At 34.3% G+C, this 18,711-nt stretch carries 11 protein-coding genes; 8 read left to right on the top strand and 3 right to left on the bottom strand.

Annotated features, from left to right (window positions below):
* Nucleotides 1-423: 423 nt before the first annotated feature.
* Genes AM506_RS20915 through AM506_RS20905 form a run of 3 tightly spaced genes read left to right on the top strand, consistent with a single transcriptional unit; the run spans nucleotide 424 to nucleotide 3,028 of the window.
* Complete coding sequence (locus tag AM506_RS20915; protein ID WP_060674971.1) at nucleotides 424-612, top strand: DNA modification system-associated small protein; 189 nt, start codon at nucleotides 424-426, stop codon at nucleotides 610-612.
* A gap of 27 nt (nucleotides 613-639) precedes the next feature.
* Nucleotides 640-2,655 carry a DNA sulfur modification protein DndD gene (gene dndD / locus AM506_RS20910; protein ID WP_060674969.1) on the top strand — a complete coding sequence of 672 codons (2,016 nt, stop codon included), beginning with the start codon at nucleotides 640-642 and terminating at the stop codon, nucleotides 2,653-2,655.
* Nucleotides 2,656-2,662: 7 nt separating this feature from the next.
* On the top strand, nucleotides 2,663-3,028 hold the full coding sequence (locus tag AM506_RS20905) for a hypothetical protein (RefSeq protein WP_060674967.1): 366 nt from the start codon (nucleotides 2,663-2,665) through the stop codon (nucleotides 3,026-3,028).
* 43 nt (nucleotides 3,029-3,071) lie between these two features.
* On the opposite strand, the gene dptH is transcribed toward AM506_RS20905, so the two are convergent.
* The 3 genes from dptH to dptF are packed head-to-tail and all read right to left on the bottom strand — an operon-like array spanning nucleotide 3,072 to nucleotide 12,087.
* Nucleotides 3,072-8,411 carry a DNA phosphorothioation-dependent restriction protein DptH gene (dptH, locus tag AM506_RS20900; RefSeq protein ID WP_060674965.1) on the bottom strand — a complete coding sequence of 1,780 codons (5,340 nt, stop codon included), beginning with the start codon at nucleotides 8,409-8,411 and terminating at the stop codon, nucleotides 3,072-3,074.
* Nucleotides 8,392-9,795: a DNA phosphorothioation-dependent restriction protein DptG gene (gene dptG / locus AM506_RS20895; RefSeq protein ID WP_060674964.1), complete on the bottom strand. Its 1,404-nt coding sequence runs from the start codon at nucleotides 9,793-9,795 to the stop codon at nucleotides 8,392-8,394. Before dptG ends, dptH begins: the two co-directional genes overlap by 20 nt.
* Nucleotides 9,796-9,798: 3 nt before the next feature.
* Entirely contained in the window at nucleotides 9,799-12,087 is a 2,289-nt protein-coding gene (gene dptF, locus AM506_RS20890; protein WP_060674962.1) for a DNA phosphorothioation-dependent restriction protein DptF, read from the bottom strand.
* A 193-nt stretch (nucleotides 12,088-12,280) separates the two neighbouring features.
* Between dptF and dndB the strand changes: the two genes are divergently transcribed.
* Genes dndB through AM506_RS20865 form a run of 5 tightly spaced genes read left to right on the top strand, consistent with a single transcriptional unit; the run spans nucleotide 12,281 to nucleotide 18,475 of the window.
* The gene (gene dndB / locus AM506_RS20885) at nucleotides 12,281-13,378 is read left to right on the top strand and encodes a DNA sulfur modification protein DndB (protein WP_060674960.1); all 1,098 of its coding nucleotides are present in this window, start codon (nucleotides 12,281-12,283) and stop codon (nucleotides 13,376-13,378) included.
* A gap of 1 nt (nucleotide 13,379) precedes the next feature.
* The gene (gene dndC, locus AM506_RS20880) at nucleotides 13,380-14,969 is read left to right on the top strand and encodes a DNA phosphorothioation system sulfurtransferase DndC (RefSeq protein WP_060674958.1); all 1,590 of its coding nucleotides are present in this window, start codon (nucleotides 13,380-13,382) and stop codon (nucleotides 14,967-14,969) included.
* Between the two features lie 19 nt (nucleotides 14,970-14,988).
* Nucleotides 14,989-16,974, top strand: a complete 1,986-nt coding sequence (gene dndD / locus AM506_RS20875) for a DNA sulfur modification protein DndD (protein WP_060674957.1) — start codon at nucleotides 14,989-14,991, stop codon at nucleotides 16,972-16,974.
* Nucleotides 16,971-17,342: a DNA sulfur modification protein DndE gene (gene dndE, locus AM506_RS20870; RefSeq protein ID WP_060674955.1), complete on the top strand. Its 372-nt coding sequence runs from the start codon at nucleotides 16,971-16,973 to the stop codon at nucleotides 17,340-17,342. The genes dndD (AM506_RS20875) and dndE overlap by 4 nt, the downstream gene beginning before the upstream one ends.
* 14 nt (nucleotides 17,343-17,356) lie before the next feature.
* Nucleotides 17,357-18,475, top strand: a complete 1,119-nt coding sequence (locus AM506_RS20865; RefSeq protein ID WP_060674948.1) for a cysteine desulfurase family protein — start codon at nucleotides 17,357-17,359, stop codon at nucleotides 18,473-18,475.
* The last annotated feature ends 236 nt before the right edge of the window (nucleotides 18,476-18,711 follow it).

Below are 18,711 nucleotides of genomic sequence, written 5' to 3'. Positions count from 1 at the left end.
GAGCACCCGCCCACGGTCATCGACAAAGCAGGCGAAATGTTTTCGCTTCGCAATGTCAATGCCTACTACGAGTGTTTGTTCGGTGACTTGATTTATTTTCTGATTTTGTTTAAAATCCAATTTGGAGTCCTCCTTGGTTAACTAAGTTAGGGGTCATCTCGGTCCACGATTTGACACCCCGTATCATACCAAGAGGGCTCTTTTTTGTTCAAGTCCCCAAAAATCCTTCTAACAGGAATGCTCCTTTATATAATTGTTTATTTTAAATTCATACCTTCACAAAAAATCACTAAGGTACCAGGTTATTATAATAAGGAATAATTTGTTATATTACAAACATGTAACTAAGAGTAATGTTATAGTAATATTATTAGAGGGACCTATTCCCTTTTTCAATCCTATTATAGTATTGGGTGGTAATTCATGAAAGATATGAAAAGACGAGAAACAGAATTAATGTCTAAGGTTTGCACACGAAACAATGTCCCTCCTAAACTAGGCAGGTTACTAGTAAAGCTTTCAGAAAGAGAAGCTTATGAAAATAACAGTCAACAAACCAGGATTAAAGAATATCAATCTCTGATAGATTTTCATTTTAAAGAAAATCAATAATGACTCAACCACTGGAGGTGAACAAAGATGCTATTGAAAAAACTAGAATTCGTTAATTATAAGACCTATTACGGTCATCAAGAAGTGGATCTTTATATCCCTGAGGATGAAAGAAAAGAGAACGGCAAAAATATTATTCTACTCGGTGGGTTAAATGGTGCGGGAAAAACGACTATTTTGAAAGCGATTCTATATATATTGTTCGGAAAACGTGGAATGACAGAAACCGAGTATAAGAGATTGTTCTCTAACGTTATTAATAACACGTTTTTTGATGAAGGTGGACGTGAGTGCCAGGTCTCACTGTCTCTGGAAACGGACAAAGGTGAAGAGTGGAATCTAAAAATAAAATGGTATTTTAATCGTGATAAAACCCTTTCTCACGAACAAAGATCTCTTGAAGTAAAGGGTGCTGGATCTAAGTTTAAAAAAACAGTTCAAATAGATAATATTGATGTTTTTAATAAATTCATCGATAAAATTATTCCTTACCATGCAGCTCCATTTTTCATATTTGATGGAGAAGAGATTAAAGATATTATTCTTCGCCAAAATAGTCAAGAAATGAAGGATGCTATTCACAAAATTACTGGGATGGAATCTTACAAACAACTTCTTGAGGATTTAAACACTCTTAAGCAATCAATTGAAAGACAGCTAGCACGTTCTGTTAGTCACTCCTCAGTAAAAAATGCAGAAACTGAACTAATTGCATTGGATGATTCTATCGCAAAGTATGAAGCTAAGAAAGAAAAAATCCGGATCAAATTAAGAAGTCAGCAAGCTGCAGTAGATGATGCTAAAAATGATCGAAATGAAAAAATGAGTAAGAACTCAAAGTCTCGTGAAACGATCGTAAAAAAACAAACCAGAGTAGCAACACAGTTAGACATGGCTAAAAAAGAATTGAACACGTATTACACAGAAAATGTGTTATATATCATTTTAGGGAATAAAATTAACAAATTAAAAAATAGAATTAAAAAAGAAAAAGAAATAAGTCAAAATAGAATTTTGCAAAATGCATCCCTTAATCCTTATCGGAACTTTATGGACAAATTATTGAATCAATCTATAAATCCTCCACTTTCTCCAGTACAGCTTGAACAAATAAAAGAATTAGGGAAAGAAATTTGGATAAAAGAAAATGATATCAGTATTGATGTAGCTGATGATTTTGAGGAAATACATGATATATCTAATAAAGACTTCAGTTACTTAAGTTCATTACCAATGAAAGATAAAAACCAGGTTACCAATTATATTAATAATATTGAAAGATTAACCCAGGAATACAATGGGCTTGAGATAGAAATAAGAAATGCACCAGAATCGGTAAACCTAGAAGAAGAAAATGATACAATTGATCGGTTAACTAAAATCGTAGGGGAATTAGATTCTAAACATAGACTAATCAACAAAAAGCTTCGAGATCTATTAGATCAAAGAACGGCACTAAAGAATAAATTTACTCGTCTAAATAACCAAGACTCTAACACTGAAGAACTTGAAGAACGACTTCAAAATGTTACGAATACCATTGCCGCTATGAAAGAATATGTAACAGAAGTAACGAAACTCAAGGCAGAACATATCAGAGATGAGTTCTCAAGTATGTTAAAAGTTTTGTTTAGAAAACAAGACGAATTTGGAAAGATCGAATTCGATATTAACACATACTCTATCCGACTATTTAGCGATCGGATGCAAGAGATTAGTATACAAGAACGCTCCGCAGGTGAAATGCAAATGATATCCTCTGCACTCATTTGGGCGTTAACCAAAGTCTCAGATCTATCTTTACCAATGGTCATAGACACTCCACTTGGACGACTGGATAGTTATCATAGGAACCATTTAATTAATCATTACTATAAAAACTTAAGTGAACAAGTGATCATCTTATCTACTGATACAGAGATCACAAGTGAGTATGTAAACTTAATGGAGCAATCTTCGTACAAACAATACATGTTGGATTACGACGAGCGCAAAAAATATACAGTCATTAGAGATGGCTATTTCGATTTTGTTAGGGTGTGATAAATAGATGTCTAATAAAAGAATGTCCTTATCTGAAGAAGGAAAGCAAATACTAGATGATGTGGTAAATCTTTTAGTGGTCGACCGCCCTCATGCTATAAAGATTGCTTTAGCTAAAGGGATTGCAGTGTGTACGAATCCTTCACTAGAAGCAATAACTGGTGGCAATAAATGGACGATTCCTGATAATATCATTAAAGAAAAAGAGTTCATTTTGTTTAAACATCTTATCATTAATGAAGCTGAAAGATCACTGAATGATGAAGAGTTACATCAATATATGATTGCATATATTGAGTATGGACTGAGAACAATCAAAGACCTTCAAAATGAAAAAACATCAATGGAAGACGTTAAGTTGATGATTCTATAAAAAACATCCCGATATCCTAATATCGGGATGTTTTTTTATACTATTAAATTCGTTCGTTTAAAGACATGATGTTTACTACATTAATTGTAGGATTTGAGAGTTCACCGTTCTCTTTCTCCACTGGACCATGAACAATGCACTGCCCCTTTTTCAACGATGAAAGAGCATTCTCCCACTGTTTTTTCTCATGCGGATCTTTAGACAAGCTGCTAGCAATGTTAGATAGCTCTTGCTCCGGTGGTGAGAAATATACTTTCTGAGTTGCATTTTGTAGCCTTGCTAACTCACCTGCATCAAGTTGGGACTTCAAGAACTGAGTAGCGTACCATGCAGACCATCCGAACTTCCTTCCCTCCGTAAGAATCCGTGCTGAAGGTGATTTTTCAGTATGATCTAGGTTTTGCGCTTCATCCATAATGACAGGCATAGGTTGATTTTTATTACCATAGCGAACAGAGTAATTCCACAGATCCCAAAGTATAAACTCTGTAATCATTAATTGCACATCTCTTGGGAATCCAGTCAGCTGGATAATATGAATTTCTCCATCACTCTTGATTATGTCATTCCATTTTAATGAATTATCATTATTAAATGGATTACGATCAATTAATGGCCTAATCTGAGATAAAGCAGTTTTGGCATAACTACTACCGTCTTCTTCGAGTAATTCTTTGAGTTTGATGAGGCTCATTCCATCATCATATCGATCTAACCCATTTAATATAGCTTCATAGATGGCATTTTGTTGCTGAATACCTAACGTTTTATATACAGAAGAAAAAACACTTTTTATACGTTCTGCTACGTCTGTATTCGACTCAGGCAACTGAATTCCACCAATGTCTCGAACATTTTTCTCGAACGGATTGATAGGAAGCTTCTCACTATACACAATTTTGTGTTTAAGTTTATCCCCTAAGAAATCTACAAACTCTGGTTCCAGCTGGTTAGGTAAGAAACCTTCAGTGTAATCTATAACGATACTTGGAATTCCAAGCTTTGATTTTTCAAGTAACAAACACTGCATAAAGTACGTTTTACCCTGACCAGATTTACCGGAAATTAATAAGTGTCTATTGGCTAAGCCATTATTTCCATATTCCCAGTAGATTTTTCGGTTAGAATTCTCTGGTTTACCTATAAGTATTCTCGCATCTTCTAAATCTACGGATGCACGAGGCTTATCTCCATCAAGAGAATTCTTTGTGGATTCTCCATTTGAAGCGTTCTCTTGATCTTCAGACTCAACTTCGTATCCAGGAACAGTTGATTCACCTTGATCTAACTCAGCTGTTGAATCTTCTGGACTTTTTTCTATTAAATCGTTTGAAGAGTCTTCCTGTACTTCCTCAGACTGTTCTTTGCGTTCAACGCTAGCTCCATCGATTTCTTTATCGATAGCCTCCGGTACTACTTCATACTCACCTTTACCATCAACCAATGCTAGGGGTTCACTCATACTTTCAGGTGAAGATGAAGTTGAAATAGAAGATGTATATCTAGTGGATAGCATGTCTTCCTTAACAAAATCATTTTCCTTTTCTTGAATCCAATCTCGTAAATCTTTAATCGGACGAACTAGACCTTCATATCCATCTTTTTCAGTTAGATTTAAAAGAAGAACGTTTGAATCTACTACAGCACTTCGGTGATAAACATTCTTCTGGAATGAGAGGATGGCGCCTTCACCAATAAACTCATCAAGCTTTGTAGATACAGTATATTGATCCTTTAATAATTTTTCTTTTATTTCACCGGATAAGAAGTAGCCTTTATCATTCCAAAATTCACTTTGTTCTAATTTCTTAGAGTTAGAGATGAGTAATTGCGCAAAGAAGTTTCGGTAAAACTTCCCTGTAAAGGTATCACCTACTTCACCAGTAAGTGTCTCTAATAAAAGTTTCTTTGTTTTCTCAACTTGGATTTTTGCCTTTTCTAAAACAGTCCCACTATTAATTCCAATCTTGACTTCTACAGGATAGAAATGAAGGGCCAAATCATTATTGTTATTTTCTAATCCAATTAAGAGAAGGTCATCACTGTGGCTACCTTTTACTCCTAGATTCTTAGCAGTAAACACTCCTTCAGACTTATTAAGACTCACTGCTCCCGCAACCCGTAATACTTCTTCTAGAGAAATAGGGACCCAAAGTATATTAGGATGGTCTAAATAAGATACGGAGAACTTAATAGCTGATATAATACTTAACTTCTCCCGATCATAATGTCCTTTACTACCAATAATTCGAAGTAACCATTCACCGTTAAAGGTATTAAATGCTTTAATCGTACTTAACACATTCTGATCTGTTCCTTCCACTTCTTTTTGTTTAAGGAACTCCTTGATGACTGCATAGTACTGGTTAGACTTATCTGTTACTGTAATAGCATCATATCTACTCGATGATGAATACTGGTCACTGTAATGAATAACCACTAGGTTTCCATCATATTGATTAAAATACTCCAGATCAATGGTAGGATCCACGAAGGTTACCCAATAAGAAGATTTGAAGATTTTTTCTAGATCTTCCTCATCCGTTGTCGTAGTCCTCGAGAAGATCGCTTCGCCTTTTCGATAGCTGTCGTTTCCACTATTCCTTAAATTCGCAGCAAGCTCATTCACAAAATAGGAAGTCTGGGTTAGATAGTTATCTTCCTCAATGGTATAAGACTTCACGCCAAATCCACTCTTATAGTTTTCTTCATCTTTCATGGAAGGTACACTTGAGTATAGTCCTTCAATTGCCACGCCTGAATCCATGTCACGCATAGGTTGAACAGCGAATTTCTCCTGAGCCTTCATCTTGTAAAAAGAAATATGCGCGTATTTATATTCAGTGGTGTCACTTTTCTTATAAAAGAACAACTTTTCTCTGATTTTTCTTAGTACATCCTCTTTATCATAGTCATTAGGCTTTAACTTAATGTCAAATAATTCTACAACTGCATCAACTGAATCTGTACGGGCAAAAAGATCAAATGCTGATTCTGCTTCATCTTTTCTATATAGAGTTACTTCAATAGGTTTTAAATAATCGATTCCTTCTTTTTCAATTACATTTACCATCCACTGAAGAATGCCCTTCAATACTTCATGATCATTCACGATGTTAATAATATTTAGCTGTAACGGAGCAAGTGATTGTTCAATAAATAAATATGAGAAATGCTCTTTAAATTGAGACATCTTGTCACTAACTACTTTAGCTAAAAATTGATTCGCATCTGAAACCGAAACATTTTGAACTAATTTAAAGGTTAACCACTCTAAAGCTGCCTGTTGATGTTCTGATTTATATAACTTTTCATTTTCATCATATATATATGGGAGCAGCGCATCAGGATGAAGACGGTTAAGTATACTGTTATCTACTTCTTCCGACTCCAACAAGTCATAGAACTTTAGTTTGAAAGCAACCATTAGTGGGTGAAATGGTGTTAAGTAAACCATTTCATTTGATTGAACCATACCTAATTTAAATAGATCCATTCCCTTTTTTCCAGCTGGAGTGCCATTTCTGAAACCTTTAATCTCGTTCACATAGGCTGAAAGATACTCTTTCGCCCTTGTCTCATAATCAGGAGTAACATAAGACAAGCTAGGGATTGAATTCCACGTTTTAAAATACGTAATAAACCTACTATAGGCTTCTCGAAGGTCGTCACTTAGTTTAAGATCTTCTTGTAAAAGCTGATCCGAATCAAATTTAGCAAATTTCATGCCTTCTTCAACCCAAGTATCTTCCCAATGAAAATACTGTTTATATTCTGAGTGCATATAAAATTCACTGTTCTCAAGAACTAGTCTATTATTTTCTTTTATCCACTGTATATCCTGACCTTTTTCCCTAATAAGCCTCCAAAGTCTCTGACCATTTATAGGCATGGATTCCTGTAATTCGTTTTTAAGTAAGACTGGTACATGGACCTCACCAAATGATAAGTTTATTTTCAGCTCATCTTCATCATTAAATGCTTCTGGAAGTGGCTTAATTGTCACTTGATTATCTTCTGAAATGTCCACCGATTGGTCATCTTTTTCTACTTCTATAGTCAGTTTATCAAATCCTTGTCCAAGGACGATTTGATCTCCCTCATACTGGAGACCAATGACTCTTTGAATAGGGTCTATCGTATAATTGGATTTAAACTTATCTAAACTGATAGGCTCTAAAGGCACTACAGCTATTAGGAAATCAGCACCTAATGCGGCTTTTTTATCATGTTTGTAAGTAAACCTTGTAAAGGTTACATTATTTTTTTCAACTTTAATGCTTACTTCAATATTGTTCTTTTTTACTTCAGCAGAACAAGAAGATTTGAATTGATTTTGAACGGTAAGATACTCGTTTGATAGACTCTTTATATCACCCGTAAACTGAAAATTTGCCCGCAACTTAATTTCAGGCAGTTGGTCAGGGTTAAAAATTATTAAGTGTCTTTTTCTATTTCCTGCAGACGATTCTTTATGGGGTTTATTCCATATATTCAGCTTTTCATATACTTTAATTGTTTGTAAATCGACTTTTTTCGTTCCAATACTTTTTTTATAGTCATCATGAGCTTTATGAACTTGTGAATAGGATAGATTTATCCATTCAGAGTCCTTTAATTCTTTAACTCCTTTTGGAGAAAACCTTTTCTCTAACTCTTCATCCCCTAAACCTAGATCATGATACCTTCTGACAAAATCAAAAAGTTCACGATTTTCATTTAGCCTATTTTTCTGATCTTTCCCTTTAAAGGTTGCTAAATCGTCATCTTTGAATATGCCAAACTTATGATATTCTTGGTCTTCGATGGAGCCTCTCTCTAATGTATTAAAAATGTCTTCAAAATCGAAGAGAGTAATTTGCTGAAATGACTGTTCTTTAATGAGGTTATCTAAATTGTCTTGTAAAATAATCTGATCAACCTTTTCAAGTCCGCTATTCTCTATTTTAATTTTTAGATTAGAGAAGATGGAATTAATATGTAGAGGCATCCCCTCTTTTTGAAGATCACTACTTCCTCCCTGGATAGAGTCCAGTTGCTCAGTTACTACACTAAGAAGCGCGGTTTGGTTCCACCCTCCCTTTTGCTCACCAACTAGATTTCTTAATGTAACTAAAAAATCAGGGGTAACATTTTTAGAGGTATGGGCAATAACCAATTTCACACCATTAAATGGGATAGAGAAAGTTTCATATTTGTCTCCATGATCATGCTGGTACGCGAAAGTTTGTATATTAGTAATCTCTCTCAAAGAACTGATTAAATGACTTAGTTCCTTTTGATTATCTAATTGTAGGTAATATCTATTTCCGGGTTTAACAACGGTTGTTTTAAAGTAATCAATTAACGTAGAAACGATGTAATTATAAAATTGGTTTGACATACTGAGCATCACCACTATCACTTTTTTTATCGATAATATTCAAGTTATCGAATAGGTTCATCACTTCTTTTTTAGAATAACGATCCAGTGCTATTCCTCTCTTTTCAAATTCATGAAATAGTTCATTTAAAGGAATACGTTTGTCTTTTACAGAAACAGCTGTAATCAATAGCAAGAATTCATGTTTGATATTTAATACATTTCCGATACTTCCTCTACTCTTAACGAACTGGTCGGAAGCAAGGTCTTCTATATTCTTACCGAATTTATCAGCTACACTACTACTCGTCCCCTTTTGGAGACACGCAAATAACACCTTGAATGCTTCTGGCAGGGTTTCTGAGTTATCTTCAATGGTTATGTTTGTAAACGGTAGCTTTTTATATAAATTGATCCATTCTTTTAATTCGTGTAGAAATTCCTGTTCAAAACTCTCACCTTTATTTTTTATTCTATCGTATAGAGTACTATAAGGAATAAAATTCAAACGATCTTCCTTGTCTTCCTGCAAAACATTGTGACTTAAATGAGAAATCGTGTGGATATGCGGGAACAATTTCTTGGCATTTTCTTTAATAAACTTATATCCTAATATTTCGTCTGCTGCACTTCTCCGTTTACTAATTGCTTCCCATTCTAGTGCAAAGTATAAAGGAGTTACTTCATCAAAATTTGCATTAGTAAATTGCTCAAACTTAAACAATAGTTGCATTGCATACATTAATGTATAGAAATGAGTCAACAAAGGAAACGATGCTAAGAAATAATCCTTATGCTTACTGAGAAAGATTAAATCTTCTTGGTAACACTTCACTAAAGGGGCAAGTAGCTGTTGATATTGTCTTCTTTTCCATTTTGCTTCTTTAAGACCATCCAATTGACTTAGTACTAATTCAGTCAAAATGTCTTCTGATTTTTTATTTATAAAGATTTCTTTAATCTCATTATTTTCTAATGCGAGCGTCTCACTTAAGAATTGTGCATATTTCTTAAATTCCCCTTCAAACCGTTCATTAGGGATATAATTAAATAAATATGGATGAATTGGCTTGATCTCATCTTCATTAGACAGATATTGATTTAAAAAGCGGACGAAATCATATGAGGCATCGCTATCATCTAGAAACTCCACTTTACTTGCGATATGCTCACTATATTTGTTTTGTTCATCGGTCGTAAACGTTTCAATCTCAGAATACGCATGGGAGTCTAATTCCAATGAAGAGTTAAAGCGCACAAACTCACCAAGGACTTGATTGAAATTCCCCTTAATGGCACCCGTTCTCTTAGTTAAGAAGGGCAAAACATCAAGGACTTCTCCTACATCATGCTTGTTTTTTTTAATTAAATGTTTATTTAAATGTTCAATATAAAGATGACTCATCTGTTATTTCTCCCTTTCAAAGACGAAACGCTCAAAATCATCTTTCTTAATTTTGTAGAATTTCTTGTCATTCGGGTAATGAATTAGTAGCTCATTTCTCTTCTCTCCAAAGGCCATTAATTTCTCTATAAACTCTACAAACTTGATTGCGTCTTCTATATCTTTTTTATTTGGGCGATACCCATCTTCCACTTTCATCAATAATTCATATAAGGGAAAGTCTATATCTAAGAATTCTTTTGTCTCTTGATCACCCTTATGGTAACCCATTAAAATAGAAGATTTAAAAGAGTATAGAACATCCTCTGTATTTTGCTTTATATGCGAAACATAAGGTCTTAGTATAAGCTTTTGAGCAATTCTGAACTTCTCATCTGGCTTATTAAGATAGATATACTCTCTCTTGGGCGACCCTTTCCAATTGAAAATAGCCGATTTTATTTCCCCATAAAAATTGATAATATGTGCTCTTTCTCCTACATTAAAATAATAAAGATATTTAATAAAAGAAGTGTACAGTGGATCCGTCAATTTAGACGCAAATTGCTTATTTGTTAGTGATGCGATTCGAATAAATGTCTTGAAAAACAAATCAAATGAATAGTTAGTTAGGTTTGTTTCCTGAGCCAGTGGTTTTAGCCATTTTGCTGCTGTTTCAGAAACTATATTTCCTTCAATTAAATTCCCCCAATCGCTTAGGGTATTAAGATCAATGACAATTTGATCTATATAAATAGACCTCTTATGAATCGGGTCTCCATAACTTAATGCATTCAGAATGACAGATCTCTCTTTCCTATTAAAAAGTAGAGTAGGAACAGCATTTTTAAGCACCTCAAATTCAGGCATAATGGCTGTGGTGCGAACATCATCTGGAATAATGATATCTGCAATGAAATTTAAAAATGCCCGTGCTGAGATAACTAATTTGTTTTTTACAATGGCTTCGATTAAGAGATTTACAATTTGTTTTTGTACAAATTCATTTTGCAACAATCTGTAATTCTCATGTGCCATAGTATTAAACTCTCTCTTCTCATCTTCCACAAGAGCTCGGTAAAAGGGGTTTTCTTCATGATTAGAGAAGATTTTTTCCATTAAAGTAAAATAAAACCTTGAAGTTGGACCATCTTTTGTTAATTCATATGGATGGTAGTCACCAAAGCTAAGTAAATCGAAATTACCACTGGAGTAATGTGTAGTAATATTTGGTGAGAACAATTCACTCTCCTCTACCAAGTCTCTTAGCTTTTGATAAGAGTATTCCTTATGCTTAGCATGGATGAAGTTATGAAGGACCCCCATGTTAATGGCTAATATTACTTTCTCACTAGTTTCCTCTATATGTTGATCAGAGAAGCTTTTCAACACATCTTCCAGAGTTTCCATCGCATTCTTCCCTGGAGAAAAGCTTTCAGTTGCATCATTATAAATGGTATATTCATCAATCAGATAAGGTTTATTTTCTTTGAGATATGCTAGTAAATGAGACTTACCATCTCCCACACTTCCACATAACAAAATTAAATTCCCATTTGACTTGCCATTTCTTCCTTCTAAAATATGTTCAAAATCTAACTGAATCTTCCGATCCACATGCATATAATTCTTAAAACGACTGAATTGATTTGCATTCTCGATCGCTTCCTGGGAAGAGTCCTGTAGACGTTTTAGTTCTCTTAATAGATAGCTCTCTCCTTCTCCGATCTTATCATCAAACAAACTATTCTCCTTTACACTAAAAGGAGTAGTTGGCTGCTTTTCTTCTTGTTCTTCTCCTGGCACTAATTTTGGAAATCCATTAGAACCTAATAATTGCATGATTTTTTTCTGAACAAGGTCTTCAATATTTGCTTCCTTTTTTGGAGGCTTAGGAGTTTCATATAATGGTATTTTGATTTGTTTTACTGAATATACCTCAACAAACCAAACCGCAATATTGTACATTTCTTTATGTAATTTGAAAGCTACTGTTATATCGTTAAATCCACCATCATGAGCGGCTTTATTACCTGATAACCGAATCGTATCAAACGATTGTTGTACTTCCCTCTCGATGTATCCTCCACGAGTTAAATATGAAATTTTGTCATAAAGCGAATTTACATAAGGAGCTTCAATCTCTTCAATCTTAAAAACCTCGTTTAATATCGCTTCTGCAAATAATCTACCTTTTACAATGGAGCTACTGGCATCTTCAAAAAGAAGTTCTTCCATTTTCTTTGCATTTTGAGCTGCAACAGGATTGATCTCATCTATAAAACTCAGAAAAAATTGTTCATCTGTACTCATTTCTCATCATCTCCGAAGTGTCTCTTTTGTAACAATTTTAACATACAACTGACAAAAAATTGATATCCCACCTCACTTTCCAGAAAATGTTTTATTAAATAGGCGAATAAAGGTTCGTATTTAATTGAAGATCACTTAATAAAGGTATATAATAATATCATAAAATTACGTACGTAAAATGGAGGTTGTACACATGGATGCGGCATTTAGTTATACTTTCCCAGCAATTAAGGGCATTCAAGCAGATAAGGAATATTATGTAGCAATGTGTCCATTAAGAATTATCCCTAAGATTTTCTTATTTGATGAGGATGAGATCCCACCCGAACATAGGGCACAACGAATTCTTAATAAAACCAGAATTCCTGAGATTACAAATTATATTGTAGAAAATAATCGTGATTATGTATTTTCTTCCTTAACAGCCTCCATTGATGGAGAGTTAGAATTTGTTCCTTTTGGACAGGATCCTTCTTCAAAAGATCTTGGCCAATTACGAGTTGCTTTAGATGCGCGCTTTTTAATCAATGATGGACAGCATCGGCGTGCCGCTATAGAAGAAGCATTAAAAATATCACCAGAAATAGGGTCTGAGACGATTTCTGTTGTATTCTTTCATGATGAAGGGTTAACAAAATCACAACAGATATTCTCCGACCTAAATCGGCACGCTGTTAATACGACTTCTTCTATTGGTATTTTGTATGATCATCGTGATAAACTGGCACTCGTGACTAAAGAAATTGTCAAAGAAATTCCATTGTTAAAACGATATACAGACCGGGAAAGAGTTTCCCTTTCTAAGAATTCACCTAAGATTCTAGCATTGAATCATGTTTTTAATACGAATCTTAAGCTTCTGGGAAAAACGAAAGGCGATTCTATCTCTGAAAATGATAGGCAATTCTTGTTCGAATTCTGGCAAACTCTCACAGAAAGTATTGTTGAATGGAACGATGTTTTAAACAAAAAGCTTTCTCCTAGAGATCTAAGAGCAAACTTTATTGTTGGTCACGGAGTTTTTATTGAAGCTATTGGAGTGTTAGGTAAATATTTAAGGGAATTCCATACCGAAGATTGGAAAGAATATTTACAAAAGTTGTCTACAATAGACTGGAATCGTGCTAACACAGAGTTTTGGTTAGGAAGAGCGTTTAACCAGAATGGTCGAATTCAAAAGAACAACCATACCATCCAACTCACTACAAATAAAATCAAGATATTACTAGGATTGCCACTACTTGAACATGAGATGAACATAGAGAATAAATTTAAGCAAGGGGATCATTAATATGAGCGAGGGAATTATTTCAAGTCTCTTTACTGAAGAAAAAACAGTCATAGATAAAGCAAAAGAGCAAATTATCGACGTATACTTATCCGATGACAGACCATGGGTAGTTGGATATAGCGGAGGAAAAGACTCCACAGTAGTCGTACAACTGGTATTTGAAGCATTAAAAGAATTGCCACCAGAAAAGCTTCACAAAAAAATATATGTGATCTCATCAGATACTCTTGTGGAGACACCACTGATTATTCAATCAATTAATCAGACATTACGAAAAGTGCAAGAGAAAGCATTAGACTTAGGATTGCCAATTGAAACACATAAAGTAAAACCAGTTGTAGAGCAATCTTTCTGGTATAACATTATTGGAAAAGGTTACCCATCACCAAACCAACAGTTCCGTTGGTGTACGGATCGGTTGAAAATTGATCCAGCAAATCAATTTATCACTGAAAAAGTAAATTCTTTTGGTGAAGTAATCATGGTGCTAGGCGTACGTGAAGACGAAAGTGCTACAAGAGCGAATGTCATTCGTTCACATACTGTTGAGGGGAAAGTTCTCATGCGTCACTCAACCTTATCGAATGCATATGTGTACGCGCCTATCAAAACGTTTGATTTAGATGATGTTTGGGATTATCTATTAAACAACTCTTCTCCTTGGGGAGATGACAACTATGAGCTACATAGACTTTATCAAGATTCTAGTAGCGGAGAATGTCCTCTAGTAGTAGATAAAACGGTTAAAGATACAGCAGGATCTTGTGGAAATAGTCGCTTTGGTTGTTGGGTATGTACAGTGGTAAATGAAGATAAAGCACTTTCAGGATTTATTCAAACTGGCCATGACTGGATGAAACCGTTGTTGAATTTTAGAAACTGGCTATCTTCTATTAGAGATGATCGTACGATGAGAATGAAATATCGAAAACATGGTCAAATCTATTATCGCGATATTCTTGTGGAAATAATTGATGGGAAAGAGTATCATCACATTCCTAAAAAAGGTAGTAGACCGAAAGAATTCGTAGAGATCAATGATGAAAACTATATCATTGTGGAAAGAGATAACTTAAAAACATATCTATTAGAGAATGATATCGACCTAAGTACGGAGCAAGGCCATAATATTCTTGTCACCTATATTGATGAAGACTCTAATGAAGAAAAGTATGCACAACTTGGACTCGGACCTTTTACAATGAGAGCTAGAAGAGAAATACTTGAAAGACTTCTAAAAACACAAAAGCAATTACAACATCCAGATGATCCAAACTACGAACTTATTAAAGAAGAAGAATTAAAAGCCATTCGTAAGATCTGGTATAAAAATGGAGATTGGGAAGATCATGTACCTCATATCTATAAGTCTGCACTCGGTCATGATCTAGAGTGGGAAATTGATGATCGTCCTTTATTTAACAATGATCAAATATCTGACCTTGAGTTACTTTGCGATGAATACAAAGTAGATATAAAAGTCATTAAGAAACTGTTATTTGTTGAAAAAGACTTTTCTGGGTTAAAAGTCAGAAGAGGGTTAATGGAGGAAATGTCAAAAGTACTCAAACAAGATTATTTAAACTTATAAGATTTCGAGGAGATAAGCTATGTATATAAAAAAAATTCATCTTACAAACATTGGTCCTTACCGAGGCATGCACACCATTGACTTATCAACTTCTTCCAGTAAAAACACGGTACTGATTGGTGGGGAAAATGGAGCTGGAAAGACGACGTTACTAAATTCCATTAAGATGGGGCTATTCGGTTCATTTGCGTTTGGTTACAAAACAGAAAACAAAGAGTATTTAAAGAGAGTAGATTCATTACTTAACTACTCAGCAAAAATTAATAATGAAAATAATTTCCGTTTAAGAATAGATTTTGAAGTCATTGACGACCTTACAAAAAAAGAATATTCCCTTTACAGATCCTGGCGCTACCAAAACGAAAATGTTAAAGAGTCTCTTGATGTACTGCAAAATGGGAAGTTTTTAAATGACTACGAAAGAGAAGTCTTTCAATCAAAATTGAAAGAAATTATGCCTCCTCACTTGTTAGACTTATGCCTATTTGACGGAGAAGAAATCTCTAGAATTATTAATAACAATCTCCTATCAAGTTATATTGAGAAACTGACCAATGTTCTCTTTAACCTAGACTTATTTGAAGTAATGGAAAAAGATTTAGATCAGTACAGTCAACAAAGTGCACGTACAGCTTCTTTAAATGATCAAGAAAAAGAACTTATCAACTTAAAAGAAACAAAGAGTAGTCATCAAAATAACATAATGGAATATCAAAAAAAGATACACGACCTCTCTATACAGCGACAAACGGTCGAAGAGGAATATGAAAGAATTAAAAGTGATTTTGAAATCCATGGCGGATTAGTTCGAGATCAAAGAGAAAGCATTAATCAAAGCATAGTAGGATTAGAAAATGACAGGAAGCAAAACCAGGAGCTTCTAAAGAATTTCGTAGCTAGTACTCTTCCATTCTACTTGGCTAAAGATCTTGTAAAAGAAACGCGGGAACAATTATTAAATGAAGAAAAATTCCAACTGTTCTCTTCTTTAGACGAGAAATTGACGATTGATAAAATTAAGAGCATTCTTAAGCAGTTGGAACTTACACCAAATGAGAATTCAGAAAATGTTCTCAGACAAGAAATACTGTCAACGGTGAAACCTTCTGAATCCACTGATCTTATTCACGGGGCATCATTCTCTGAAGGAAACCAGGTTGAAAACATCTATCAAGAAGTTCAAACCAACAAATTGAATTCTTATATTAGCGTGATTGATGAAAATAAAGCTAAACTAAAAGAAATTCAAGAATTAAGAGGCAAAATTAAAATTAATGATTCTTCATCTGAGTTTAGTGGCATGGTTTCTGACATGGAAAAATACAATAGTCAACTCCACTCAATTACTCAGGATATTGAAGCTGCGCAAAGTTCCTTAGTAGAATTACAGACTCAATTAGATAAAGTGAATGCTTCTATAGAGACAATTGAATTCAAGTTTAGAGATCAAGAAAAGAGTAGAAACTCATTCGTTGAGTCTCAAAAGATTATCTCGTTAAGTCAAAAATTTAGGAAACTTCAACTACAAAAGAAATTGCAAGAAGTTCAAATGGAAACATTACGTATGCTTAATAAATTAATGAGAAAACAGAATTATATTGCTTCTATTAAAATTGATTCATCCACTTTTGAAGTAAGTCTCTATGATCAAAATAATGAAGCAATGGAGAAATCCACCCTTTCTGCCGGTGAAAAAGAAATACTATTATTATCGATCATTTGGGCAATCTTTAAATGTTCTGGCCGTAATGTACCGTTTATTTTTGATACATTGCTAGGGAGACTAGATCGCTCACACAAACAAAGTATACTAACTCATTATATTCCGAATTGTGGCCGACAAGCGATTGTACTCTCAACTGATTCAGAGATCGATGAATCAACCTATAATCTACTGCACAACTACACGGCTAAGGAATACACACTCGACTTCGATGTAAACAATAAAGAGACAACTATACTAAATGATTACTTTTCTTTTAAAGGAATGGAGGTTAACCAATGAATTTTAGAATAAAAACATCCAAGAACACTGGAGAGATCTTAAAGACCCTTCAATCCTCTACGGGGCTAACTTGGAATATATTATCTAGAATTGCGGTAGGTTTATCTCTACGTATTCCTGAAGTTCCTGAAATGGTCCAAGATAAAAGTGGTGTAGATATTCATCGTAATGCTATGACTGGAGAACATGACTATGTCTTCAAAGCAATCATACGCCAACATGCACAGCGCAACCTGACAGATGAAGAATATTTTCCAGACTATTTCAATGCACATTTAGAGCGCGGAATTAAACTACTTGAAAACGAATATCGCCATGCAGGTAACTACGATAAATTACTAAATAATTTATTTAAAATAGATGCATAAAGGGGTTAATCTATATGTTATATCTAGATAACAGTGCTACTACTCCCCTCTTACCAGAAGTTAAAGAGGCTATGCTTCCGTACTTACTTGAGGAATTTGGGAATCCCTCAAGTAAGTACTATTCTTTTGCCGTAAATGCAAAAGAGGCTGTTGAAAATGCCAGAAATAATGTTGCGCTACTATTAGGAAGTAAACCGGAAGAATTAACTTTCACTAGTGGATCGACTGAGACTAATAACATGGTTTTAAAAGGCGTTGCAGATTATTATCAGTCAAAGGGCAAGCATATTATTACTTCAAAAACCGAACACCCTTCTGTTCTAGATACATGTGAGTATTTAGAACGGAAAGGATTTGAAATAACTTATCTTGATGTTGATGGTTATGGACGGGTCTCTTGTGAAGATTTAGAAGAAGCTCTGAGAGAGGATACTATTCTTGTCTCTATTATGTGGGGAAATAATGAACTTGGGTCATTAAACCCGATTAAAACAATCTCAGAATTTTGCTTTGATAAAGGGGTATTGTTTCATACAGATGCTACTCAGGTTATAGGTAAAGTTGATCTTAATCTTGAGAACTACCCTGGTATATCTTTCTTGTCTTGCTCAGCTCATAAGTTTCACGGACCTAAAGGAACTGGAGTTGCCTACATCAGACGAGATGAGTATGGTATTTCTACTCCTATAACCCCTCTTATTCATGGCGGTGGACAGGAACAAGGCATCAGAAGTGGTACACTTGCTGTCCATAATATTGTTGGGATGGGAAAAGCAGCAGAACTAGCTTATCGATCTCTACAAGAGAATATCGGTAAATTGAATCGCTTAGAAGAAACACTAAGAGATATACTTTTAGAAAAATTTAAGACTGTTATTTCTTTTAATAACGATCAAGAGGATAAGATTCCTGGGATTCTAAGCGTACAATTTAAAGGATTAAATAATGAAATCCTTGTTAAGAAGCTTTCACCAGTAATGGCTGTATCTACAGGTTCTGCCTGTAGTTCGAGCAAACCAAGTCATGTTCTTGCTGCGATTGGATTGACGATTGATGAGGTTAGGAATACTATTCGGTTTTCTTTGTCACACGTAATTGATACAGATCAACTTTTAATTTTTTATTCTCTTTAAATGCCATATCTTCTTACACTACACACCCTACAAATTTATAAGATAAACATTTAAGAAGCTTGGCTTTAAACCCAGCTTCTTTTTTAATTTAAATAAATATCTAGAAGTGTAAACTTATGGTAAACTTTACCTTAGCCCGAAATAATTAAAATTTTTAAAGGGAGGAATTTCTTTGAATGAAGCTTTAATAAAATTTATAGAAGACAGCGAACGTTACTTAGAATCAGATGTAAAAC

It is taken from the genome of Rossellomorea vietnamensis, assembly GCF_001305855.1.
Lineage (GTDB): Bacteria > Bacillota > Bacilli > Bacillales > Bacillaceae_B > Rossellomorea > Rossellomorea vietnamensis_A.
This window is presented reverse-complemented; position numbering and strand designations above follow the sequence as displayed.